The 22,998-nt window shown below is 67.1% G+C and carries 20 protein-coding genes and 1 pseudogene; 7 read left to right on the forward strand and 14 right to left on the reverse strand.

The window, feature by feature from the left end:
* Positions 1-24: 24 nt before the first annotated feature.
* The 10 genes and pseudogenes from IT779_RS29805 to IT779_RS29845 all read right to left on the reverse strand — a co-directional run bounded on the left by IT779_RS29805 (position 25) and on the right by IT779_RS29845 (position 14,541).
* On the reverse strand, positions 25-1,338 hold the full coding sequence (locus IT779_RS29805; RefSeq protein WP_196152783.1) for a lysine N(6)-hydroxylase/L-ornithine N(5)-oxygenase family protein: 1,314 nt from the start codon (positions 1,336-1,338) through the stop codon (positions 25-27).
* Complete coding sequence (locus IT779_RS29810; RefSeq protein ID WP_196152784.1) at positions 1,331-2,869, reverse strand: pyridoxal phosphate-dependent decarboxylase family protein; 1,539 nt, start codon at positions 2,867-2,869, stop codon at positions 1,331-1,333. Before IT779_RS29810 ends, IT779_RS29805 begins: the two co-directional genes overlap by 8 nt.
* A gap of 51 nt (positions 2,870-2,920) precedes the next feature.
* Positions 2,921-4,330, reverse strand: a complete 1,410-nt coding sequence (locus IT779_RS29815) for a condensation domain-containing protein (RefSeq protein WP_196152785.1) — start codon at positions 4,328-4,330, stop codon at positions 2,921-2,923.
* Positions 4,327-6,672, reverse strand: coding sequence for a penicillin acylase family protein (locus tag IT779_RS29820; RefSeq protein WP_196152786.1), 2,346 nt, complete (start codon positions 6,670-6,672; stop codon positions 4,327-4,329). Before IT779_RS29820 ends, IT779_RS29815 begins: the two co-directional genes overlap by 4 nt.
* Positions 6,669-8,459: an IucA/IucC family protein gene (locus IT779_RS29825; RefSeq protein ID WP_196152787.1), complete on the reverse strand. Its 1,791-nt coding sequence runs from the start codon at positions 8,457-8,459 to the stop codon at positions 6,669-6,671. The genes IT779_RS29820 and IT779_RS29825 overlap by 4 nt, the downstream gene beginning before the upstream one ends.
* Entirely contained in the window at positions 8,456-9,103 is a 648-nt protein-coding gene (locus IT779_RS38195) for a GNAT family N-acetyltransferase (RefSeq protein ID WP_332839035.1), read from the reverse strand. Before IT779_RS38195 ends, IT779_RS29825 begins: the two co-directional genes overlap by 4 nt.
* Positions 9,077-12,448, reverse strand: a pseudogene (locus IT779_RS29830) (non-ribosomal peptide synthetase); the annotation flags it as partial. The pseudogene IT779_RS29830 and the gene IT779_RS38195, both read right to left, overlap by 27 nt.
* 68 nt (positions 12,449-12,516) lie before the next feature.
* A complete protein-coding gene (locus IT779_RS29835) occupies positions 12,517-13,299 on the reverse strand; it encodes an ABC transporter permease (protein WP_196152789.1) in 783 nt (260 codons plus the stop codon).
* Positions 13,296-14,033: an ABC transporter ATP-binding protein gene (locus IT779_RS29840; RefSeq protein WP_196152790.1), complete on the reverse strand. Its 738-nt coding sequence runs from the start codon at positions 14,031-14,033 to the stop codon at positions 13,296-13,298. The genes IT779_RS29835 and IT779_RS29840 overlap by 4 nt, the downstream gene beginning before the upstream one ends.
* Before the next feature lie 25 nt (positions 14,034-14,058).
* Positions 14,059-14,541 (reverse strand): hypothetical protein, encoded by a 483-nt coding sequence (locus IT779_RS29845; RefSeq protein ID WP_196152791.1) that lies wholly within the window; start codon positions 14,539-14,541, stop codon positions 14,059-14,061.
* Between the two features lie 610 nt (positions 14,542-15,151).
* Here IT779_RS29845 and IT779_RS29850 point away from each other — a divergent pair.
* Positions 15,152-16,000, forward strand: coding sequence for an RCC1 domain-containing protein (locus IT779_RS29850; protein WP_196152792.1), 849 nt, complete (start codon positions 15,152-15,154; stop codon positions 15,998-16,000).
* 10 nt (positions 16,001-16,010) lie between these two features.
* Here the strand turns inward: IT779_RS29850 and IT779_RS29855 are convergent, their stop codons facing one another.
* Positions 16,011-17,000: a GlxA family transcriptional regulator gene (locus tag IT779_RS29855; protein ID WP_196152793.1), complete on the reverse strand. Its 990-nt coding sequence runs from the start codon at positions 16,998-17,000 to the stop codon at positions 16,011-16,013.
* 51 nt (positions 17,001-17,051) lie between these two features.
* On the opposite strand from IT779_RS29855, the gene IT779_RS29860 reads away from it, so the two are divergent.
* The 3 genes from IT779_RS29860 (at position 17,052) to IT779_RS29870 (ending at position 18,826) form a co-directional block, all read left to right on the forward strand.
* A complete protein-coding gene (locus IT779_RS29860; RefSeq protein ID WP_196152794.1) occupies positions 17,052-17,450 on the forward strand; it encodes a cupin domain-containing protein in 399 nt (132 codons plus the stop codon).
* A gap of 169 nt (positions 17,451-17,619) precedes the next feature.
* Complete coding sequence (locus tag IT779_RS29865) at positions 17,620-18,177, forward strand: sugar O-acetyltransferase (protein WP_196152837.1); 558 nt, start codon at positions 17,620-17,622, stop codon at positions 18,175-18,177.
* A 172-nt stretch (positions 18,178-18,349) separates the two neighbouring features.
* Positions 18,350-18,826, forward strand: coding sequence for a hypothetical protein (locus IT779_RS29870; RefSeq protein WP_196152795.1), 477 nt, complete (start codon positions 18,350-18,352; stop codon positions 18,824-18,826).
* 68 nt (positions 18,827-18,894) lie between these two features.
* Here the strand turns inward: IT779_RS29870 and IT779_RS29875 are convergent, their stop codons facing one another.
* On the reverse strand, positions 18,895-19,383 hold the full coding sequence (locus IT779_RS29875; protein ID WP_196152796.1) for a cupin domain-containing protein: 489 nt from the start codon (positions 19,381-19,383) through the stop codon (positions 18,895-18,897).
* Between the two features lie 190 nt (positions 19,384-19,573).
* On the opposite strand from IT779_RS29875, the gene IT779_RS29880 reads away from it, so the two are divergent.
* Entirely contained in the window at positions 19,574-20,479 is a 906-nt protein-coding gene (locus IT779_RS29880; protein ID WP_196152797.1) for a sigma-70 family RNA polymerase sigma factor, read from the forward strand.
* Between the two features lie 17 nt (positions 20,480-20,496).
* Here the strand turns inward: IT779_RS29880 and crcB are convergent, their stop codons facing one another.
* Entirely contained in the window at positions 20,497-20,859 is a 363-nt protein-coding gene (gene crcB, locus IT779_RS29885; RefSeq protein WP_196152798.1) for a fluoride efflux transporter CrcB, read from the reverse strand.
* Entirely contained in the window at positions 20,856-21,353 is a 498-nt protein-coding gene (locus IT779_RS29890) for a fluoride efflux transporter FluC (RefSeq protein WP_196152799.1), read from the reverse strand. The genes crcB and IT779_RS29890 overlap by 4 nt, the downstream gene beginning before the upstream one ends.
* A 405-nt stretch (positions 21,354-21,758) precedes the next feature.
* Between IT779_RS29890 and IT779_RS29895 the strand changes: the two genes are divergently transcribed.
* Both IT779_RS29895 and IT779_RS29900 read left to right on the forward strand, forming a co-directional pair.
* Positions 21,759-22,079: a hypothetical protein gene (locus IT779_RS29895; protein ID WP_196152800.1), complete on the forward strand. Its 321-nt coding sequence runs from the start codon at positions 21,759-21,761 to the stop codon at positions 22,077-22,079.
* Positions 22,080-22,170: 91 nt separating this feature from the next.
* On the forward strand, positions 22,171-22,989 hold the full coding sequence (locus IT779_RS29900; RefSeq protein WP_196152801.1) for a hypothetical protein: 819 nt from the start codon (positions 22,171-22,173) through the stop codon (positions 22,987-22,989).
* Positions 22,990-22,998 lie beyond the last annotated feature (9 nt).

Here is a 22,998-nt window from a genome sequence, read left to right on the forward strand (position 1 = left end):
GCGGGAACGAGGGGCGAGACGTCGCTAGGCGAGGACGTCGTCGTCGGTGACACCGAAACTGGTGAACGCGGTATGGCGTTGCAGGCGATAGGCCGCGCGGCCGAGCACGGTGTTGAGGATCTTGGCGTTGCGGACCGCGCCGATGTCCAGGTTCGGCGCGGAGACGCCGTGGGTGTGGGTTTCGGCGTTCGCGACGAAAAGCCTGCCCGTCAGTTGGTCATCGGCGACGACGGCATGCTCGGCCGTAATGGCGAGGCGACCGTGCGCGTCTCGACGCAGACGATCTTCGAGTGGCGCGAGGAAATCCGTACTCCTGGCGCGATATCCGGTGGCCGCGATGACGAGGTCCGCGCTGTGCGAGAGCAGCGCGCCGGTGTCGCCGTGGCGGGCGCGCACGCGCAGGCGGCCGTCGGCCAGTTCGTCTATGCCCTCGACCGACACCGTGTGGCGCAATTGCACCGGTTGGCATTTGTCGAGCAGTTCGCGACGGTAGAGCACGTCGTGCAGGCGGTCGAGGGTCTCGGTCGAAATACCTTTGTGGAACTGCCAGTGACCTGCGCGCACCTGGTCGCGGGTCGCTTCGGGCAGCCCGTGGAAGTAGTCCATGTAGCTCGGCGTGGTCATCTCGAGGGAGAGTTTGGTGAAATCCAGCGGGGCGAACCACGGGGTTCGGGTCCACCAGCGCACCGCGGGTCCGCCGCGCAGGTTCGCCTCGAGCAGGTCGAGCACGACCTCCGCGCCGGACTGGCCCGAGCCGATCACGGTGACCGCGTCCGCGGCGTGCGCGGTGTCGCGGTGGTCGAGATACGCGGAACTGTGCACAAGGGCCGGCGAGGACGTCGACAGTTGTTCGGGCACAGCGGGTTCGGTGCCGACGCCGACGACCACGTGCCGGGCGCGGATGCCCGCGGTCCCGCTCGCGGTGCGGACCCGCACGTCGAACACTCCGTCGGCGTCGTGCCACCGGACCTCTTCCACCGTGGTGCCGAAACGCAGCGACGGCAGTCGCCCGACCACCCACAGCAGATACGCCTCGTATTCGCGCCGCGTCGGGAAGAACTGCTCGCGCACCAGGAACGGATACAACCGGTCGACATCGGCCAGGTAGGCGAGGAACGACAGCGGATGCGTCGGGTCGACCAGCGAGACGAGGTCGGACAGGAAACTCACCTGGAGTTTGGCTTCGTCGAACATCAGCCCCGGATGCCAGCGGAATTCCTCGGCGGAATCCACCACAAGGACATCGGCGTCGGGGATGGTCGAGGCCAGTGCGGCCAATCCGAGGTTGAACGGACCGCAGCCGATCGCGAGGATGTCGACCGCATCGATCTCAGTCACGGGCGATCACCATCTCGTCGATCTCGCTGTCCATCGCCTCGGACTCCACTTCCAGTGCCACGCGCAGCAATTCGTCGAACAGCGTGGCGATGTCGTGCTCGGTCGACTCCGGGTTCAGCAAGGTCAGTTTCAGGCAGGTGCGCGGTTGTCCCTCGCCGTTGACCCGTACTTCGGTGCGTCCGATGAGCGCGATGCCGCCGCCGATGAGTCGCCGCCGGATCTGGGCGTTCACCTGGTCCACGTCCAATTCCTCACAGCGGTAACGGAAGACGACCGTGGTGAGGGTGACCGGTGCGACGAGTTCGAGCTGCGGTTCGGCGTCGATGCGCTGTTCGGCGTAGCGGGCCAGGTCGTGGCAGGTGTCGAGCATCTCCCCCAGGCCGGTGCGGCCGTAGGCCAGTACGGTGGCCGCGACCTTGAGGACGTCGGGTCGGCGGGTGGTCTGCAGGGTCTGGCCGAGCAGTCCGTCGTAGCCCGCGTCGATGTCGTCGTCGGGATTGAGGTAGGCGACCGACCGGTTGAGGGTGGTGAAACGCCGCTGGTCGGCGAGCAGCAGCACACTGGCCGCGGCGGGCTGCCAGCCGACCTTGTGCAGGTCGAGGGTGATCGAGTCGGCTCGGTCGATGCCGTCCAGGAGGTGGGCGAGCCGGTCGGAGAACAGCGAGCCGAATCCGTAGGCGGCATCGACGTGTAGCCACACGCCGTGCCGCTCGGCGATATCCGCGATGGCGGGCAGCGGGTCGATGCTGCCGAAATCGGTGGTGCCCGCGGTCGCGACGACGGCCACCGGGGTGTGGCTGACACCGAGCGCGGTCAGCAGGGTTTCCAGCGCTTCGGGGATCATCTGGTGCGCGGCGTCGACGGGCACCGGGATCGCCGCCGCTTCGCCCAATCCGAGTGCGGCGCAGGCGCGGTGCACGGAGAAATGCGCGATCCGCGAGCACAGCACCACCGGTCGTGGCAGGCCGCGCAGTCCGTCGTGGCGGATGTCGAGGCCGAAGCGAGCGGCCGTGTGATCACGGGCGACCAACAGCGCCAGCAGATTCGAGTAGGACCCGCCGGGACCGAAGACGCCGCCCGCCGTCTCGGTGAAGCCCGCCAGCCTGGCCAGCGCGTTGATCGTCCACTTCTCGATCGCCAGGGTCGCCGGGCCGGAATCGTAGGTGTCGAGGGAGGCGTTGGTGGCGCTGGCCAGTGCGTCGGCCACCACGGCCACGGTCAACGGCGGTGGTTGCAGGTGTGCGGCGCAGCGGGCGTCGGTGAGGTCGAGACCGTGGTCGGCGATCAGTTGGGCCAGGTGCGTCAGCGCCGCGGTCTCGCCGACACCGCGCTCCGGAATCCGTTCCGGGCCCAGCGAATCGGCGACCGAAGCCAGGACATCGGCGGGCGCGCCCGTGGGCAGCGGCGCGCGCTGTCGGGTTACGTCGACGGCCGACGCGACCCGTGCGAGTCCGTCGCCGACTTCCGACCAGCCCCGCCCCGGACCGGAAAATTTGGATGCTCTCCCCAGGGGATCGAATTCATGTGACACGGAAAGTCCTGACAGATCGAGACATTGTTGACGGTTCGGTTGTCGCGCGGATCATGTCGGCTCCGCCGCCCGCACGAGCTCGCTCAACGAGTGGCCGAGCGCGGCGGGTGTGCGGGCGACCAGCGCGGTGAGTATCGACGCGGCCCGCTCGGCGAAATCGGCGGTGCAGACATCGTTTCGGTAGTCGACCTCGAGCCGGACCGAGTCGTCGGGCCGGATTTCGAAGGTGAGGGTCAGCGGGTAGTTGGCGAGGCCGTGGGACACCGATTCGCAGGTCACGAGGGAACCGTGCGGCGTCGGGACGTTCCGCAGCGGCGCGTTGCGCACCGAGGCCATGATCTCGGCCACCGGGAACCGCCCGCCCGCCCTCCGTATCGCGGTGAGGATCGCGCCGTAGTCGACCGTGGCGAACTCCATCGAGTCGTAGACCACCGAAACCGCTCGGCGCATGGCCTCCCGCACGCTCGCGTTCGGATCGAAGGCGAAGCGCATCGGCACGATATTGCCGCTGTAGCCGACCCGGTCGGGCCGGGCGCCGGGACGGCGGTTGTCGGTGGGGACCAGCAGCACGTGGTCGGCGGCCCCGGTGATCGCGTACACGCCGAGTGCGCACAGGCCGACGAGTACGGCGTTCACCGTGGCTCCGAGTTCGCGGGAGACCGAATCGAGGGCGGTGACGTGGTCGGGTTCCAGCGTTCGGGTGAGCCGGGTCCCTTCGCCGTCCTCCATCGGGGACAGCCAGCTCTGGGCGGGGTCGATCGTCGGCAGCGAATCGGTCAGCGGGAACCGCACGTCCTCGGCCGCCCAGGTGCGCCGGGCGTGCCGCAGCGCGCGCTCGAGTGCGGCGGGGTCGTGATCGGTGGTCGGTGCGGTGTCGGGAAGGTCGGGCCAGGCGCCCGACAGCAGGGCGCCGAGCAGCAGCGGCCAAGAGGTGTCGTCCACCGCGAGGTGGTGCACGACCAGGATCATGGTGGCGCCCCTCGGCCTGCCGTGCACACGGGCGCGCACCGGTGGTTCGTGCGTGAGCCGGAACGGTGTGCAGGCGAGAGTCTGTGCGGCGGTGTGGATGTCGGTTAGTGGCGGAATGCCGTGCACGCCCCATTCCCATAGGGCTCCCGACTCGATCCACCGGCCGTGCGGACGGTGCGGTGTGCGATGCGGCACGCCGTCGGTGTCGAGTGCGACGATCGATCCGAGCACATCGGCTTCGCGGATGAGGAGTTCGAAGGCCGCCACCACCGACTCGGCGGTGTAGCCGTCGCCGAACTCCAGGACAAGGGCGATATTGTGCGAAACCGATTCCGGGTCGAGCTGGTAGATCCGCCACATCCGGTTCTCGGCGACGCCGAAGCCTCCGGGTCGGGTGGGCGCCGCGACGGTTTCCGCGGACGCGTGGTCGCCGCCGATGGCGGCGAGCCGTCGCCGCATCAGTTCCAGGCGCGGTTCGGTCAACTTGTTCACGGTTCTCCTGCCGAGGAGCCGTTCGCGGACCCCCGCGATGTGGAAGGCACTGTCTCCCCGATGGACTCGGAGTCGCGGTACAGGGTGTCGTGCCGCGTCGCGGTTTCCCGCACCCGGCTCACGTCGCCGACCACGCCGATCAGCCGTCCGCGCGCCCACAGCGGCGCCTGATCCTGGAAGTGCGGTGAGCATGGGTCGCCGCTGACGCCGAGCGGCACGATCCAGCGGCTGGCGTCGCGGTCGGCCAGATCCCACACGTACCGCGCCGCCGACCCGACCGCGCACGCGTGGGAGAACCCGACCGCGCTGCCGTTGGCGAGGACGCATTCGGCATCCCCGCCCAGCGGCCACGGATTCGGCCGCACCAGCGCGGATAATTCGGGGTGCCGAGGTGTCGCGCCCGCCAGGTCCATTCCGTGGATGGGCGCGAGGACATGCACGCTGCCCCAATTCGGTACGGCGTCGACGGATGCGGTCGCGGTCGCGACGGATTCGAGTGTCGCGCGGAGTATCTGTTCGATATCGACGCCGAGCGCGGGGCACCGATCGAGAACCGATTCGAGCGCGGCCGCGATTCGGGTGCCCGCGACGAACCAGGGATCGAACACCCGTGGGAACGCGTGCGGCGCACCCAGTCCGGCGAGCGCGTCGTGACCGGCGATGCTCGCCACCAGTTTCGAGCGGACTTCGGCGAACAGGTACGCGTCGGTGCTGTCGACCGCCATAGCGCGATCCCACGCCAGTAGACGGTCGCGTAGTGCTCGCGCGGCCGGGGAGAGTGCGTCCATACCTGGCAGTCGACGCAGGATCGCGTCCGCCTGATCCAGGACGACATCACCGTGGATGTTCTCGCAGTCATCCACCGACACGGCCGCGTCGGTGTCGAGCAATGTGCCGATACGCTCCGCCCGGAAAGCTGCGGCGCATTCGGTGGTCACCGGCTGGAGTGGTTCCGTATCGCGGATGCGTTGATTGGCGATCACCGCGTACCCGGCGACTTCGGCGTAGAAATCTCTGTCCGACACCGAGTCAGTCGCGTAGCCCCGCCATTGGTAGCGCCGGTCCCAACCGGGCACGGGCAGCCAGTAGTTCTCCGACGCACGCACCGGTGCGCGACCGACCACATGCCTGGTCACCTTCCCGTCGATATCGGCGATGACGATTCGGTTGACCGGCTCGACCCAACCCCCCAGCGCTTGCTCGACATCGGCTACGGTCCGGGCGAACAGCACATCGAGGACAGCGTCGAAGTTCACGTCGGGATCGCACAGCATCGGGCTGCGCAGACTCAGCGCGAACGCGTCGTCGGGGCCGCCGAACACGATCGGTCCGTTGTCGGTGGCGATGGTTTCGATGTCGACGGGATCACCGTCGCGCACCAGAATTCGTTCGCGCGTGCTCGACGCGACGAGTGGACCGTCCGCGGATTCGGAGATCACGCCGCGCTCGGTCCGGGTCAGCTTCTCCACGTAGAGATCCTGGTAATCGGCCATGGCATTGGTGATCCCCCACGCCACCGAACCGGCGTGCGCGAAATGCGGAAGTCCGGGAACCCCGGCGAAAGCGAAGCCGACGATGTCGAATTCCGGTGCCGCGAGGTGGAATTGCTGATAGATGCCGGGCAGTTCGAGGAATCGGTGCGGATCGCCCGCGACGATCGGGGCGCCGGTCGCGGTCCGCGCGCCCGCTATCGCCCACGCATTGCTGCCCGAAAGGGCCTCACCCACCGGCGTAGTCCGCGAATCCCCCACCGGCACAGCACCTGCCGTGCACGCGAGCAGTTCGGCGAGGAAAGCGTCGTCCGGACGCGGCGGAACGGTCGTGTCGGTGTCGTCGACTCCTTCACAGTCGAACAAGGTCAGCGCGGCGCCGCCGACTGCACGGCAGGCGTGCAGGCGCCACAGTTTCGTGGTGAAGCGGCCGAACAGGATGTGGTGCACGAGGAAGACCGAGATCGGCGTCCACGGCTGCCACGGCACGGGCCGGTGGTCGAATTCGGTGAGTTCGACGGCCTGCACGGTGTCGAGGGTGCTGTTGATGCCGTCGACGTAGGCTGCGAGCAGTCGCCGGGTGCGCGTCGAGGACGCCGCGTGGATGCGCCGCGCCGCTGAGTCGATGCGGGCGCGGCGGGCGAACTCGTCCCAGCCGACGGCGGTCGCCCCGAACACCTGCGCCGTGCGGCCTTCCGCGCGCAGCCGCAGGAATTCGATCTGCCAGCCGCGATCGACCCCGCAGGCGTGGCCTTGACCGAACAGCGCGTCCTCGGCCGAGCCCGCGAGAATGTGCGGGATGCCATGCTCGTCCCGCAGGATCTCCACTTTTCCGGAATTCGTCGAGCTCATGAGGCGGCCGCCGTCACGGTGGGCCGCGTGTCCTCGACCGGGCGGAATTCCGCGATCGGGTTAACCAGCGCGTGGTCGGCGTCGAGAAGCGTCGAATACGACTCGCCGAGTTCGACCATGCGCCGATTGTTCGACAATTGCAGCTGATTCATGTGGATGGCCTTGAAGGTCGGCGCGAACAGATCCCAGCGGCGGAACCGGTCCGCGAGTTCCGGATGTGCCCGCTGGAAATCGATGACGCTGCCCGCGACGACCGCCCAGAACGACCGGTCGTCCAACAGGCCGCCCGCATGCAGGATCGCGGCGAGATGGCGGAGAAAATCGTCGAACACATCCGAGAGCACACCGAGGTTCCTGATGTCGTCGCCCGCCCGCGACACGACCCGGCGACATGCTTCGGGCAGTCCGTCGGCCTCGCCGAATATCGACACCTCCTCGCCGATGTCCTTGAGCATCGCCCGCACCGGGACCCCGGCGTCGAGGACGAGGATCAGGTTCTCGCCGTGCGGTGAGAATTTCAGTTCGTACCGGTAGAGCAGGTAGATGATCGGATGCAGGTAGCAGCGCAGATACCGCTCGAGCCAGTCGCGGGGCGCGAGCGCGGAACGGTCGATCAACGCGCCGACCAGCGGTACGCCGTGATGGTCGATATGCAGCAGTGCGGCCATGGTGGCGAGCTGTTCGTGCTGGTGAACGCGCGGGATCGGGCTTTCGCGCCACAGGGCCGAGAGCAGTTTGCGGTACTCCGATCCCGGCGAGGTGATCGCGGTGATATTCGTGGCGCGATATCCGATCGCCGCGACCTCGAACAGCATCGTGAAACCGAGCGAACGCAGATATTCGTCGCAGGCCACCGTCCGGCGCACCCAGTCGTTGATGGCCGGAGTGGTCCGCATGTAGTCCGCCGACATGCCCCTGGTGAATCCCATATTGACAATGGACAGAGCCAGTTTCACGTAGTGTCCGCGCGGACGGCTCGTATTGAACACGGTCCGGATGGACTGCTGGGCCTGATACAGGTCCTCGCTCTGCCCGACCTCCACGATCTCGCGGTCGGCGATGTCAGTGGCGTGCACGCGGCGAATCTTGTTGTCCCACTGCCACGGATGCACCGGCATGTAGTAGTAGGCGGCGGGGTCAAGCCCCTGCTCGGTGAGTATCCGGTCGAAGCGCGCGAGGTTTCGCGCACCGATTTCGTCGCGCACGAGGTTCTCGTAGTCGACTCCGGATACCGACGCGAAATCGGTGTTCGCACGCCACACCGCGACCCAGGTCAGCGGAAATCGCGCACCCGATTCCGGGGCGTAGCACTCGATATCGCGCGCGCCGAATCCGAGGCGCCCCGCGTTCGCGACCAGACACGGATGCCCCTCGGTCATCGTCGCCTCGATCGTCTGGAAGTCGCCGCGCGCCAGTTCGTGTGACGGAATGCGCCGTGAATCCGGCCGTTGGGCGCCGATCGCGAGGGTGTTGGTGAATTCCTCGAGGTATTCGGGCATGGCGTCACGGGTGATGCCGAGCGCTTCGCCGATATCGATGACGAGTTCGACGGCGTCGATCGGCAGCGGTTGGTCGTCGCGAATCCTGCGCAGCGACGATTCGTCGATACTCCAGCTGTCCAGCGACAGGATCTCCGCGCGGAACCGGTACTCGGTGTGCCCGTCACCGGAACGCACCGAATACTCACCGGGCGCGACCTCGACGGGGCGCAGGAAGCGTTCGTGGCTGAACTCGGCGAGGATCTTCTTCGCGATCCGCACCTGATAGGTCTGCCGGTAGGTGTTCATCGCGCGCCCCCTTCGGCGCGCGCCGACACGTCGGCTGTGGTCAAGCCGCCGTCGGTCACCCGGAGGAAATCCGCACGCGTGCAATAGCTCAGCCGCGCGATCTTGTCCGCGACGGGATGATCACCTTCCACCACGAACCCGACCGCCGCATTCAGCCGCTGAACCTCGAGATTGCGCACGTCCGGTTCCACCACGACCCGCTGCGCACCGACCTCGAGGAACGCGGTCCGCATGATGTGCAGCATCACCGCGGCCGTGAACCCGGACAGCTCGCGTTCGCTGCTGGCCACAAGCAGATGCATGCCGATATCGCCCGACCGGTGCGAATACCCGGTGCCCGGCGCCGCCAAATCGCCGATGGTCGGATCGTAGAGCTCGAACAGGAACTCGGGACTGCCCTCGTAGTAGCCGATGCGCAGCCCGAAATGCGCCGCGCCGCCGGTATTCGCGCTGTGCCGGATCAATTCCTCCGCGTCCGCGCGCGAGCAGTCCAGCATCCCCCAGTACTCGGCCTTCGGGTGGGTGAGCCAGCGGTGCACGGTCTCCGCGTCCCGCACGAGGTCGACCGGGCGGGACTCGAAGTGGTAGCCGGTGGCGAGATTCGCGATGGCACGGTCGATTTCATCGTCGGCGAGCGCGGTCACCTCGTGGAAGATCCGCGCCGCCCACGACACCCGCTCCCCCGCCAACTCCACGAGGCGCTCGGCCAGCCCCGCGGGCGTGCGACGCAGGAATACATCGGACACGGTCAAGCCGGGGACATCGAGCCAGCGACGCAGGTGGGCGGTGAATGCGGTCGCCGACACGGAATCGCCGCCGAGCGCGAGAAAATCGTCGGTGACCCCGATCGGGCCGGTGTTCAGAACCTCCGCCAGGACGGTCACCACCGCCGCTTCGAGCGGGTCGCGCGGCGCGACCGTAGCCGGACGCGACTCGACCTCGGTGAGTGCACGGATCTTCGCGCGATCGTATTTGCCGTTGGCGGTCAACGGCATCGCCTCGACCACCGTGATCGACCGCGGAATCATATGCGGCGGAAGCGTTCCGGTCAGCGATTCCCGGAGGCGGTCACCGGAGGCGGTCGCGATGACGGCGGCGCGCAGCTCGCGGCCGTCCGACCAGGCCAGTGCCGCGCCGACTTCGTCCAGGCCGAGCAGCGCCGCCTCCACCTCGCCGAGTTCGACACGGTAGCCGCGGATCTTGACCAGATGGTCGGCGCGGCCGAGGAAGTCGAGCACCCCGCCCGGCAGGTACCGGACCGTGTCGCCGGTGCGGTACCAGCGCACACCGTCCGCCTGAACGAACCGGTCGGCGGTGCGTTCCGGATCGGCCCGATATCCGCGCGCGACACCGGCTCCGCCGATCCAGAGCTCACCGGGAACGAGGTCGGGCCGATCACGCCCGAGACCGTCGACCACCCGGCAGCGCACCCCGCGCAACGGGGCGCCGTACGGGACGAACGCCGCGTCCGGGGCCACCTCGTCGGCCTGGCAGATCGTGGAATGGATCGCGGTCTCCGTGGTGCCGCCGAGACCGGCGACCCGGCACGCGGGCAACTGCGCGGCGACTCGACGCGGAAGCGACACCTCGACCTTGTCACCGCCGAGCAGGATCACTCGAAGCGTGGCGGGCAACGCATCGGTGTCGAGAAGCATGCCGAGCACCGACGGCACGCAGTTGAGGACCGTCACCGCGTGTTCACGCATCGAGCGGGACCAGGCACGGGCCTTGTCGTGCTCGTCGTCGCCCGGCACGACGACCGCGCCGCCGACGGCCAGTGGAGCGAACACGTCGAACACCGACAAGTCGAACTCCGGCGAGGAGATCTGCACCGCGCGGTCGCCGGGACCGAGGTCGAACCGCTGGACGAGGTCGGTGAGTGTGGCGACAGCAGCGCCGTGCGTGACCTCGACACCCTTCGGGACACCGGTCGAGCCGGAGGTGAACAGGATGTAGGCGAGCGAATCCGGTGACACCGGAACGGAATCGACGGGCGTGGCCGTGACCGCTACCGCGATGTCGAGCACCTGACTGGGCGAATTCGCCCATACCTCAGTGTGATCGGTGAGAACGGCCGACGGTTGCGCCAACTCCACGATGCGGGCGCGGCGGGCCTGCGGCTGAGTGGGCGTGATCGGAACATAGGCGGCCCCCGCGGCGAGCACACCGAGCGCGGCCACGATCTGCTCACCCCCCTTCGGCAGATCGAGCACCACGACATCACCGGGACACACGCCCACAGTCCTCAGTGCGCCCGCGATCCGGAGAGCCTGCGCGGCCACTTCGGCATGCGTGCGGACACACTCACCGTCGACAACGGCGACGCCGGGTCTTCGCGGAGCCTCGGCGAAGAAGTGGCCGTGCAGTGTCCCGTCGAAGTATTCGGTGTCGGGCAGCGGATGCTCGAGCGCGATCCGCTGTGCCCGAACGTTTTCCGGAACCGGGTCCGGAGCGGGCTCTCCCCACTCGCCCTCGATCAGCAGTCCGAGCAGCCGCAGGTAGTAGTCGAACATCGCTCGCGCGGTATCGATGTCGAGATCGGAGGACCGGACGTCCCAGTTGAGCAACAGCCCACCGGCGACCTCGGTGACCTGGGCGTCGAGCAGCACCTGCGGGCCCTGCGACACGATCCAGGACGGCTCGCCCAACACCTCGGTCACCGCGGGCGAGAACAGTTCGCCGAGCCCGAGCGCACTGGTGAACACCACCGGCGAGATCACCGGCTCGCCGCGTTCCCGGCTGAGTTCGCGCAGCACGTCGAGACCGCCGAAGCTGCCGTGCGCGGCCGCCTCGTGCATCGCGGCGCGCATGTCCGCGGCACGCTCGGCCAAGGTGCGCGGCTCGGTGAGATCGACGGCGACGACGAGTGAGGACGTGAAATCCCCGACCACCGATTCCGCGTCCGCGTGGGTGGAATCGCGGTCGAACAGCGGCACCGTCAAAAGGAAACGCGGATCGCGGGCATACGCGCCGACGGCCTCGGCGAAGACGGCCGCGACGGCGGCGGCCGGGGTGACGCCGTTGGTGCGCGCGTGCGCCTCGAGACGGCCACGTTCGGCGGCGTCGATCGCGTGGTGCAGGCGCACGGTGGCCGGCTCTCCCGCCACACGTGTCGAGGTCGGCAGTTCCGGCGGTCCGGGTAGACGCGGTATCCGCTCCCGCCACCACGCGATATCCGCCGCGCGGGCGGGGCGTGCCGCGCGGGCCGCGGACAGTTCGGGGAAGGTGACCGTCAGCGCGGGCAGCGTCTCACCCCGGCACAGGCGGGCCAGGTCGTCCACCAGCACCCGGTAGCTCATAGCGTCGGCGGCGACCATGTCCACATCCAGGTGCACCCGGCCGCTCCCGTCGGGCAGAAGGGTCAGTTCCGCGCGCAGCACCGCGCCGTCCTCGATCGGCATGCGGCGATGAGTGCCTTCGCGCCGCCGCCGTTCCAACAGCGCGGCGATCTCGTCGGGAGGTTCGCGGCGCGCGTCGTCGACCACGCATGCGCCGGGATGCGCGGTCCCGATACGTTGGGTGCCGTCGGGCATGACCCGAACGCGCAGCATCGGATGCCGGTTCAGCAATTCGACCACGGCGGCCCGGAAACGCTCGGGTTCGATTCGCCGCCCGTCGAATTCGATGTAGAGATGCGCGGCGACACCACCGAGGGCGTGACTGTGCGAGCGCCCGATCCAGTAGGCGTGCTGCATCGGCGCGAGCGGAAACGCGGCATCGAGGTCGACACCTTGCGCCGCGGTATCACTTTCGGTCGTGTCGATGAGGAGCGCTTCCCACGCCCGCACGGTCGGAGTCACCGCCAGTCGCGCGAAATCGATGTCGTAGCCGCGCTTTCGCCAGCGCCCGGACAATCGCATCATGCGCAACGAGTCCAGTCCCTGGGCGATGAGATCACCCTCGGGGTCGAGATCCTCCGGCGCCGTTCCCATGACCGAAGCCACGTCCGCCCGGATGTCGATATCGGTCTCGGGACGTGTGATCACCATGAAAATGCCTCTCGCAGATCATAAATTGGCACAGAAGAGCCGCAAGCCACTCGCGTATCGCGGATCGATCAGTCGCTGCTCACGTCGGCGCGCGACAACCGCGTGACGCCGATGACGAACACCGCCGAACAGAGCGCCGCGAAATAGAGGAACGACCCGTTCTGCCCGCCGAAGACGCTGTCGAATGTGGCCATCTGACCGACACCCAGTTCACCGTTCTTGAACGGTGACAGTTCCTGCAGCGTCTCCCCCACGTCACCGGGGATGAAGCCGACGAAGACTTCGAGACCGAACTTCCAGAGCAGCACGATCATGACCACCAGCCCCGGCTTCGGCACCAGCGCCGCCAACCCGAGCCCCAACGCACAGACCAACACCGTGAAAAGCGGTATGCCGCACCATAATCTGATCCCATCGGCGGACAGGATGTCGACGCGTCCCCAGATCTCCGGAAATATCCGAGGGAAACCCCAGAGGATGGCGAACGTGGTCACCGCCGCCGCGGCGGCGCCGATCCCGCCGAACACGATCAGTTTGGCGACCGGTAGCAGTGGGCGGCGCGGCTGAATCCGGTAGACGATCTGAAGCGTGTCGTCCTTGAACTCCGAACACAGCGACGAGACCGCACCCGACATGAGGATGAATGTCGAGAAGATCAGTATCCAGTAGGCGGCGTTGTCGGTGTCCATACCGCCACCGCCGTCGAGCCTGTTCGATTCCACCGCCGCGGCGATTCCGTAGTTCAGCGCGGCGGGAATCAGAATCGCCGATGGAATGACCAGGTACCACAGTGGATTACGCCACGACAGTTTCGCCATCTCACTGCGCACCGAACGCACCAAGTGATTCACCGGGCGCCTCCGGTCGCGGCGTATTCGACACTGTTCCTGGTGATCTCGAGGTAGGCCGATTCCAATTTGCGAGGTCCCGCCCCCTTGGCGACCGTCAACTCCTTGCTGGTGTCCGACAGCACTCGCCCACGGCCCATCACCACGATCCAGGTTCCGGTGATCTCCACCTCGGTCAGGTCGTGCGAGGCCACAAGCAGGCACTTCCCTTCCCCGGCGAGTTCGACGAACAGTTCGCGCAACCACAGCGTCCCCTCGACGTCCAGCCCGTTCGCGGGTTCGTCGAGGACGATCGTGTGCGGGTCGCCGAGCAGGGCCGAGGCGATGCCGAGCCGCTGCAACATCCCGTAGGAGAAGCGTCCGACCGGGCGTTTCGCGACCGTGGCCAGCCCGACGCGCTCGAGCACCGGGCCGATCGCGCGGTCGGCGACACCGCCCAACCTCGCCTGCCACCGCAGATGTTGTTCGGCGGTGTGGCGCGGACTCCGGGAGAACGCGCCGAGGCTGAACCCGATCTCCCGGATGGTGTCGCCGAACTCGCGCAAGGTAGAGCCGTCGACCGTGACCCGCCCGGAATCCGCACGCGTCAGGCCCGCGATCATGCGCAGAACCGTGGTCTTTCCCGCGCCGTTGGGCCCGAGAAGGTAGGTGATCGCGCCGTTCTCGGCGGTGAAACCCACATCTCGCACGGCGATCCGGTCACCGAAGCTCTTGGTGACACCGCTGACGCTGATCATGCTCGAAGCCCCGTCGCGACCCCGCCTAGTAACCGAAGTCCGGATTACCCGAGCACTGCAGTTCCTGGCATATCCGCTTCCAGTCGAACTTCCACAGGCCCGCATCCCGCAGGAAGTGGTAATTCGTTGTCTGCGCGGGGATTCCGGCCATCACACCGTGCACGGTCACCGACAAGGAGTCCCCCGAGATACGAACCGGCCCCACCGCGCGCCCCTGCAGCGAGAAGAAGTCCATGGTCTTGCTGAACTGCATGACCTTCTCCAGTTCCGCGCGGGCGCTCGGACCGTTGTAACTCACCTCGACCTTCGGCCCGATCCCGATATTCGGGTTCCAGAACGCCGCGAACTGCCGCTCCAACTGGTCCAGGCTCGGCTCGGCCGCACTGACGTACAGATCTCCGACCTTGGCGTCGCGCAGCGACACATCGGCCGAGGCGGGCGCGACCGCCCCCATGCCGAACAGGGCGACGGCCACACAGGCGAGGACGAATTTGCTGGCTCTAACCATGACACCTTCTCAGAACAGGCCTCGGGGAACTTCCGATAGCGACCGAACTACGGAGTTGCTCCGCAACAACCACCGGCCGTGCGGGTTTCGCGCGTTCGGCGCAACCGGACAAAGCGAACAATAGCGACACCTCTTAGGTAAGTCAAACCTAAGTTGCGAAAATTTTGCCCGACCCGACGGGAATTGGCAAGCCCGTCCTGTCGACAGCGCCGCACCAGCCTACAAGCTGGCCTACAACGACAGGGCGTAGGATTGCTGCCGATGGGGATCGGACCAAACTGTTCGCATATCGTCGTCCCGGCCGAATCCGAACGATACCTTCAGGTTTCATCTAGACGGCGGTAGACATGAGGAAGTTGCAACGCAAGTCCTATCTACAACCGTAGGTCGAATCAGACTTGTCACCACCGCAATTCAGCGATCAACCTAGAATCGACTCACACGGCGACACAGGCCCGAGCGGGCATAGGCATGTCGAGTTGCCCACGCGGTGTAAGCATCACGACGAAGCGGTTGGTGATGCTCATGGCTCGGGAGCAGGCGGTAACCGTCGAGAAACCGCACGGCAGGCTGGGTGACCAGCGGTTGACCTGACCGATCAGGAGGCAGGATGCGAGCACGCGCGCACGCTCTGGCGGCAGGAAGACGACACTCCGTCGCCCGCCGCCGCGACGGAACGGTTGTCGCGACGGGCGCGAGCTCCGCGGGCGAGTGCCGTGTCGAATCATGGCACGACGTAGTGTCCGTCGCGGCGGGAAACGTGCACACGGCGACCAACACGGGCAGGTCCCACACCGTCGCCGTTCGGTCCGACGGAACCGCGCTGGCGAGTGGATGGAACGGCGACGGCCAATGTGACGTCGCCGCGTGGCGAGATGTCGTAGCGATCGCGGCGGGTTGGCGGCGCACACTCGGGGTCTGCGCCGACGGCACGGTGGTCGCGGCGGGCAGGACCGCCGAAGGCGCGTGCGATGTGCGGCACTGGCGCGAGGTGGTCGCCGTGTCGTGCGGCGACTGGCATTCGGTTGCTGTGACGTCGGACGGCACGGCCGTGGCCGTCGGGGTCGATCGACGAGGACAGTGTTCGGTCCGCGCTTGGCACGACCTGTGCGATATCTCGGCCGGATATCTCCACACGGTCGGCCTCCGCGCCGACGGCAGAGTGGTCGCGACCGGAGACCGAACGACCGGAGCGTGCGACGTCGAACACTGGGAAGACGTGGTCGCGCTGAGCGCGGGCAGCTATCACACCGTCGCCGTCATGGCGTCCGGGCTGGTTCTCGCGGTCGGCGACAACAGCCTCGGACAGTGCGAGGTCGGCGCGTGGCGCGATGTCGTCGCCGTTTCGGCAGGCTCGACACACACCCTCGGGTTGCGCGCGGACGGCACGGTCCTCGGCGCCGGAAACAACGCGAACGGTCGATGCGACGTCGGCGCCTGGTCGGACGTCCGGGGCTAGCTGCTTGCTTTCACGCCCGCGTGAACGGCTGTTCGTCGGGCGCGGGTCCGAATCGGCGGCGATACGCGCTGGGGGTCAGCCCGGTTCGGCGGCGCATGACCGCTCTGAGATTGGACGCGGTTCCCAGTCCGCTGGCGTGGGCGACACGGTCGAGGTTGCGTTCGCCGCGTTCGAGCATCCGACACGCCAGCGTGGCCCGTTCGGCGGTCAGCCATGCCAGGGGTGTGGTTCCCAGTTCCGCCTGGAATCGGCGATGCAGGGTGGCGGGACTCAGCACCGCGCGGGCGGCGAGGTCGGCCACCGACATGGGCTGGTCGAGGCGGGTTCGAGCCCACGCGAGCACCGGCGTCAGCGAGGTGTCGCGCACGCCGGGAACGGGCCGCTCGACGAACTGTCGCTGTCCGCCGTCGCGGTGCGCGGCGAACACCAGGCGGCGGCTCACCGCGTTGGCGATCTCGGCGCCGTGGTCGCGGCGGATGAGATGCAGGCCGAGATCGAGCGCGGCGGCGCTGCCCGCGGCGGTCAGCACGTCACCGTCGTCCACGTAGAGCACGTCCGGTTCGAGCAGCACCTTCGGATAGCGTGCGGCGAAGCTGTCGGCCCAGCTCCAGTGCGTGGTGGCCCGGCGCCCGTCGAGAACCCCGGCCTCGGCCAGGGTGAACGCGCCGGTGCAGAAACTCACCAGTCGCGCGCCCCGTCGCGCGGCCCGCCCGACCGCCCCCACCACGGCCCGCGAGCAGCCCGCTTCGGGGTCGGGGCGATTCGGCACGATCACGGTGTCCGCCGCAGCGACCGCGTCCAGTCCGGCCACCTCGCCCAACGTGAAGAACCCACCGTGCATCCGCACCGCACCCCCTTCGGCGCACACGCCGAACTCGTACCACTCCCGCCCCAACTCCGGGCGGCGCAGCCCGAACAACTCGGTCGCGACACCCAACTCGAACGGATTGGAGCCCTCGTCGACGATCACCACCACCCGATGCGAGGATCCACGCGACATCTGCGATTCCTAGCACTTCCGCGGCCGAAGCGCAGTGCCGACGATGGAACGGTGAGCAACGAACCGGTCGACCTGCGCGCAGCGCTCGCGACATTCGACGACCTGTGGGCGCCTCGAATCGCCGCACGGGTCAACGACTACGACGTCCGCATCGCCAAAGTCGCGGGCGAATTCACCTGGCACCGCCACGACCACACCGACGAATTCTTCCTCGTCCTCGACGGAGAACTCCGAATCGCCCTGCGCGACAGCGACAGCGACAGCGAGCGCAGCGTCACCCTGCCCACCGGTTCGGTGTTCGTCGTCCCCGCGGGCATCGAGCACAAACCGTCCTCGATCGACGGCGCGTCGATCCTCATGTTCGAGCCCACCGGCACACCCAACACCGGCGACAAGCACGAGCAGCTACCCACCCACATCGCGACGACCACGGGACGCGCACTCGATTGAACGTGCGCGCCACGTGACGACAGACCTCACCGATGGATCATGGTGGCGGGGACCAGGCGCTATCAGCGAATTCCCAGGAAAGATCGCTACCAGCCGAGGTCCGCGGCCCGGGAGGGGCCGTATTCAGGGAATAGGTGTACGGATGCCGCCGGTCGGGCAGGATCGTGGCATGGGGACGGAGAAAGCGCGCATGCTTCGGGGCGAATTGTATCGGGACAACGATCCTGAGCTGGTGGCTGAGCGTCGTGCGTGTCAGGTGTTGCTGGACCGATTCAACGCGACCCGATCGGGCGAGGATTCCGAACGCCGTGCGATTCTCACGAAGTTGCTCGGCGCCATCGGCGACGGCTCTTGGATCATGCCGAGGTTCCAATGCGACTACGGTCATCTGATCACCTTGGGCCGCAACAGTTTTCTGAACTACGACGCGATTGTGATGGACTGCGCGCCCGTCGTCATCGGCGATGATGTCTCCATAGGTCCGCGTGCGCAATTGCTGACCGCACTGCATCCGATGCAGGACCATGAACTGCGCCGTCAGCGCTGGGAGACGGCCGCCCCGATCACCATCGGCGACAACGTGTGGCTGGGCGGCGGCGTCATCGTCTGTGCCGGTGTCACGATCGGCTCGAATGCCGTCGTCGGCGCGGGCAGCGTCGTCACGAAAGACCTGCCCGCTCAGGTCTTCGCCGCGGGGAACCCTTGCCGGATCATCCGCACGCTCTGAGGCTTCGGGCGCGTCGCGCCCGTCCGCGCCATTGGTGAGTTCTTGGAGGATCTTTGGATCCCGCCGACACAGTGATGACACGGCGATCGTGGCCGTGGACAAGGCGGGAAACCGCCGGTCCGTATTGCACAGGCAACAGCCATCTGGCGAGTATTCGTATACGGAGGAAATCATGTTCGGAATCATTCGTGGCGCCGGTCGGACCGCGCGCGCGGCGGTCGGCGTACTCGCGGCGACGACAGCGGTACTGCTCACCCCGGCGACCGCTCAGGCCGGACCGGGCCCGGTCATCCCACCCGAAGCGGTGAACCCGGAGACGGGCTACGTGTCCATCACGGAAGCGACCCTGACCGGCTACCCGTATGTCGGAATGTACATTTCGGTCAAGGGTGCCTCCAATGTCCCGTTGTGGTGCACCTACCAGCTCTTCGACTGGGACGACTGGCGTGACCTCGACGGTGGACCGCAGCCCCTCACCGTCAAGCCCCAAGGCGCCACCGCTTTCACGATCGGCGAATACGTCCAGGGCGTGCCCAATCACGACCATTCGGCCTTGGTGCACTGCGGGGGTGGGCGGCCCGGGCACGTGACCTACGCCGAGATCTACTACTCGACGAACAGGACCAACATGGGCCCGTCCATCCATTAGTCGGACCGGAATTCGGCCGATGCTGCGACTCCTCCTCCCAGGAGCGGGTGGATGGCACCGCGCCGCGCCTACCGCCAGAGCGGGCTGTCGACGAAGTGGTTGTCGAACCTCTCCATGGTGTCGAGAACCTCTTCGGGGCTCGCCTTGCCCTGCCGGATGCGATCGACGAGACGGAAGTACTCGAACCGTTCGATCCCTGGGGTGAAGACGATCAGGACGTCCGCTGAAGCGTCGGCGGGCGCGGCCCAGGCGTGGGTCGTGTTCGGTGGAATCAACAGAAAATCGCCTGAGCCGATGGTGACCACCTCTTCCCCTGCCAACACCCGCAGCCTGCCGTCCAGCATGTAGAACAGCTCGGCCGAGGTGGTGTGGTAGTGCGGCGGTGGGCCGTCCGTCCCGGCGGCGAGCAACGTCCGGTTGGCGCTCATCTTGCCGCCGGTCATATCGTGGTCGGCGTACAAACGCACGCCAAGTGTCTCGAGTAGCTCGGTTTCGTCGTACCGGACGAGCAGTGCGCGATCGGATGCATCGTCAATGGTCACGGCCTCGGTTGTCATGTTCTCTCCTGGCGTCGGATCGGGTGAACGAGGGCATCGCCGCATCGGAATTGCCCGCACCGGAACAGAGCGTGCGACAGCGGGAGTTGTGACATCCCAATCGGACTATGTGACATAGGGCACACATCTACCGTGTATGTCACGTGCGCTCCCCGGTGCGCCTCTGTGCTGGTAAACGAGGAGGCACGAAATGACACCGCCTGGAACGGACCCCACCGAGGTAGTCACCACCCAGTTCCTCGACCACCGAGAGCTGCTGTTCTCCGTGGTCTACAACATGCTCGGCAGCGTCGCCGACACCGAGGACGTGCTCCAAGAGGTCTGGCTGGCCTGGTCGGCCAGGCACCGTGGTTCCGAGGCCGCACCGATCGACAACCCGCGCGCCTATCTGATCCGGATCGCATCGAACAAAGCGTTGGCCCGCCGCACCGATCTGAGCCGCAGGCGCGAGGTCTACGTCGGTCCGTGGCTGCCCGAGCCGCTGCTCACCGACAACGACCACGCGGCCGAATCCGCCGATCGGGCGCAGTCGCTGTCCACGGCCGTACTGGTCGTGCTGGAAACCCTGTCGCCGCTGGAGCGCGCGGTTTTCGTACTGCACGAACTGTTCGGCTTCAGCCACGCGGAAGTAGCGCGGCTACTCGATCGCACACCGGAGGCGGTTCGCCAGCTCGCCACCCGCGCGCGCAAACATGTGCGAGCGCGCCGCCCGCGATATCGAGCCGATCCGCGGGTCGGCGCGGAAGTGGCCGAGCGCTTCGCCGCCGCCGCATTGGGTGGCGACCTGCCCGGTTTGCTCGAGCTTCTCGCACCGGATGTGACGCTGATGACCGACAGCGGGGGCAAGGGACCTGCCTACAGTATGGAACCGGTGCTCGGCCGCGCCGACGTGGCCGCGGCCTTACTTGCCATCACCGCGAATCGTCCGGGAGACATGAGCATTCGGTATCGATCCGTGGCAGGCGACCCGTGCGCCCTGGTGTTCTCCGGCGAAAGCCCGTTGGCTGCGGTGGTACTCGACCTCACAGTCGATGGCCACCGGATCGCCGGGATCTATTCCGTGACGAATCCCGACAAGATGTCGGGCATCCGGTGAGCTGTGTCGACCCGAGGTCAGGTCGATACGGCATGGAGCCCGAGGTATCCGAGTACGGCCGCGGCCGATCCGGCGGCGACGCTGCCCGCCGCGTAGCCGATCGCCTGCCAGAACGCGCGTTGTTCGGCCAGGCGTACGGTTTCGTAGCTGAAAGTGCTGTAAGTGGTGAAGGCGCCGCAGAATCCGGTGCCCGCCAACAGCATCCACGTGGAAGGCAGGCCGGCTCCGGTCAGGGCGCCGAGCACGAGACAGCCCGAAACGTTGACGGTGAACGTCCCCCACGGGAACCGGCCGCTGTGACGAGCCTGCACTGTCCTATCCAGCAGATACCGCAACGGCGCACCGACCGCCGCACCCATGATCACCAGCACCACGTTCACCGCCGATTCCGTCCCATCGCGGCCTGTCCCACGGTTCGAGCGACTCCGATCCCCGCAGCCGCGGCCCCCACCGCCGTGACCAAGGTGGCGGCCAGATACGCCGCGCCAACCAGTACCGTGCCCTCCGCGAGCAGGGCGCGAATGTCGTTGGCGTAGGTGGAGAACGTGGTGAACCCACCGAGCACTCCGACCCCGAAGAACGGGCGGACCAACGGATGGGGCGAAGACCGCAGTTCGGTGATCACCACCATCAGCGCACCGAGCAGGAAACTGCCGACCACGTTGATCACGAAGATCGCCCACGGGAACCCGCCGACCGCTGCGGGCCACACCAGGGTCGCCCCGTATCGACCCAACGCGCCCACCGCTCCCCCGACGGCGATCACCAGAAGGATGGCGCCGTGCGTGGCAGCGAGTTCGCGACGCTGTCCAGGAGAACTCAGGTCGATATCGGAATCGACGGGCGTCGAAGACTCCGGCGGATCTGTGGGCACGAGCACTCTCCTACTCCAGAACACCCGACAGCGGGCAGATCAATGGGGTAGGGACTGTTGGCGGCGAACCGCACCGCAGTTGTTCCGGACCGACGTCCGGAGCGGCGAGCCCCACCGCCGCGCGGAAAGCCTACCCCAACCACCCAGACATACGGTTCACCCGCATGCGATAGAACCACGACAGCGCTGACCCGCACCAAATACCCGGAGGCGCTCCGGAGGACGCCTCGCGCGGGTCGGGGTCGGGACTGGCAGGGACCGGTATTCGTGTAGTCGGTGTTCGGGTCTATCGGAACGGTAGCGGTCAGTCCGCGACCCCTTCCAGAACAAAGCTTTGTAACGGGTGGTCGGCGCGGTTGACTAGGCTGGGCACGAAGACGAGGGCTCGGAGGGTAGAGGGGGCGAGTGGTGTTCGAGGTCGATCCGGAGAGCTTGCGGACAGCAGCGGATGCGTTGGCTCGGCTGCCGGCCGATATCGATGGTTCTCCGTCGGTGGGCGCTGATCAGGTCGAGGGAAAGCTGACGGGTTCCGTGGTCGGGCATAGTCTCGGCCAGACCACTGCGTTGGCGACGCAGGCCCGGGATGCGTTGAAGGCGCGGTTCAGTCACTTCTCGCAGTTGCTCGCCCATGCGGCGAACACCTTCGATGACAACGACATGGCGGTCGCCGCACAGCTGGCCGCGGTCACCGACCTGATCCCCGCCGGGGCCGATGATGGTCACTAGAGCGACACCCACCCCGGGTGAGGTAGTGGGCTGGGACATCTCCGCACTGGCTGGAATCGGGCAGAGGTCCACTCAGATCGCGGATGCGATCGTGAAGGCGTCGAACTCGATGCACACCGTGATCCACGACGATCTCGCTTGGCAGGGTGAAGCACGTCAGGCTGCCGAGGACAAGGCCGACCGCGAACAAACCCAGATGCGCACCATCGCCACCGCGTTCTACGACCTCGGCACCGCCTGCGCGGGTGCCGCGCGCGACATGGAATACCCGCTGACCGAGATCAAGACGATCTTCCAGCACTACGTCGCGGCGCCGGTCACCGTCGCCGACGACTGGAGAATCACCGGGGTCGAGGACTGGGATTCCGAAGCGGGCACCCAACTCTCACGCCTGGCGGGCCTGGTCTCCACCCTCGCGACGGCCGACGCACAGTGGGGCGCGAAGATCACCGAGGCCAACGAACAGCTCCAGCTGGCCGAGTCGAGCGACATCCTGTTCCAAGCCCCGAACGACGGCCTCCCACAACCGCCTGGCGGATGGAGCAACGACCCCGCCATGAGAATGGCACAAGAAATCGCTTACGGTCACGCCTGGGCCAAGCACCGCAAAGACTTCGAGGGGATGACCCAGGACCAACTCGCCGAGAAGGTCTATCGGATCATCCAAGGCCCGGAAATGGAGCGGCTGGGCAAGGACTACAAAGGCGACCCGGTCATGATGAGCTACGACGGGTTCATCGTGATCGTCGACCCGAGCTCCGATGATCACGGCACGGTCTATCGACCGGAGAAGCCCTTGGACGAGTTCATCCGTCTCACCAACCAGACCGAGAATCCATCACTCGAACCTCCACATGGTACGGGCGGCGCCGGCGGGACGCCGCCCGGAAAACCCGGCGGTAATCGGTAACTACGACAT

Source organism: Nocardia bovistercoris (genome assembly GCF_015674855.1).
GTDB lineage: Bacteria > Actinomycetota > Actinomycetes > Mycobacteriales > Mycobacteriaceae > Nocardia > Nocardia bovistercoris.

Excerpts from the sequence above, each read along its gene's own strand:
- IT779_RS29845 (WP_196152791.1), bottom strand. The coding sequence starts at position 14,541 with ATGGTTAGAGCCAGCAAATTCGTCCTCGCCTGTGTGGCCGTCGCCCTG.
- IT779_RS29825 (WP_196152787.1), bottom strand. The coding sequence starts at position 8,459 with ATGAACACCTACCGGCAGACCTATCAGGTGCGGATCGCGAAGAAGATC.
- IT779_RS29865 (WP_196152837.1), top strand. The coding sequence starts at position 17,620 with ATGGGGACGGAGAAAGCGCGCATGCTTCGGGGCGAATTGTATCGGGAC.
- IT779_RS29840 (WP_196152790.1), bottom strand. The coding sequence starts at position 14,033 with ATGATCAGCGTCAGCGGTGTCACCAAGAGCTTCGGTGACCGGATCGCC.
- IT779_RS29870 (WP_196152795.1), top strand. The coding sequence starts at position 18,350 with ATGTTCGGAATCATTCGTGGCGCCGGTCGGACCGCGCGCGCGGCGGTC.
- IT779_RS29875 (WP_196152796.1), bottom strand. The coding sequence starts at position 19,383 with ATGACAACCGAGGCCGTGACCATTGACGATGCATCCGATCGCGCACTG.
- IT779_RS29880 (WP_196152797.1), top strand. The coding sequence starts at position 19,574 with ATGACACCGCCTGGAACGGACCCCACCGAGGTAGTCACCACCCAGTTC.
- IT779_RS29820 (WP_196152786.1), bottom strand. The coding sequence starts at position 6,672 with ATGAGCTCGACGAATTCCGGAAAAGTGGAGATCCTGCGGGACGAGCAT.
- IT779_RS29850 (WP_196152792.1), top strand. The coding sequence starts at position 15,152 with ATGCGAGCACGCGCGCACGCTCTGGCGGCAGGAAGACGACACTCCGTC.
- IT779_RS29855 (WP_196152793.1), bottom strand. The coding sequence starts at position 17,000 with ATGTCGCGTGGATCCTCGCATCGGGTGGTGGTGATCGTCGACGAGGGC.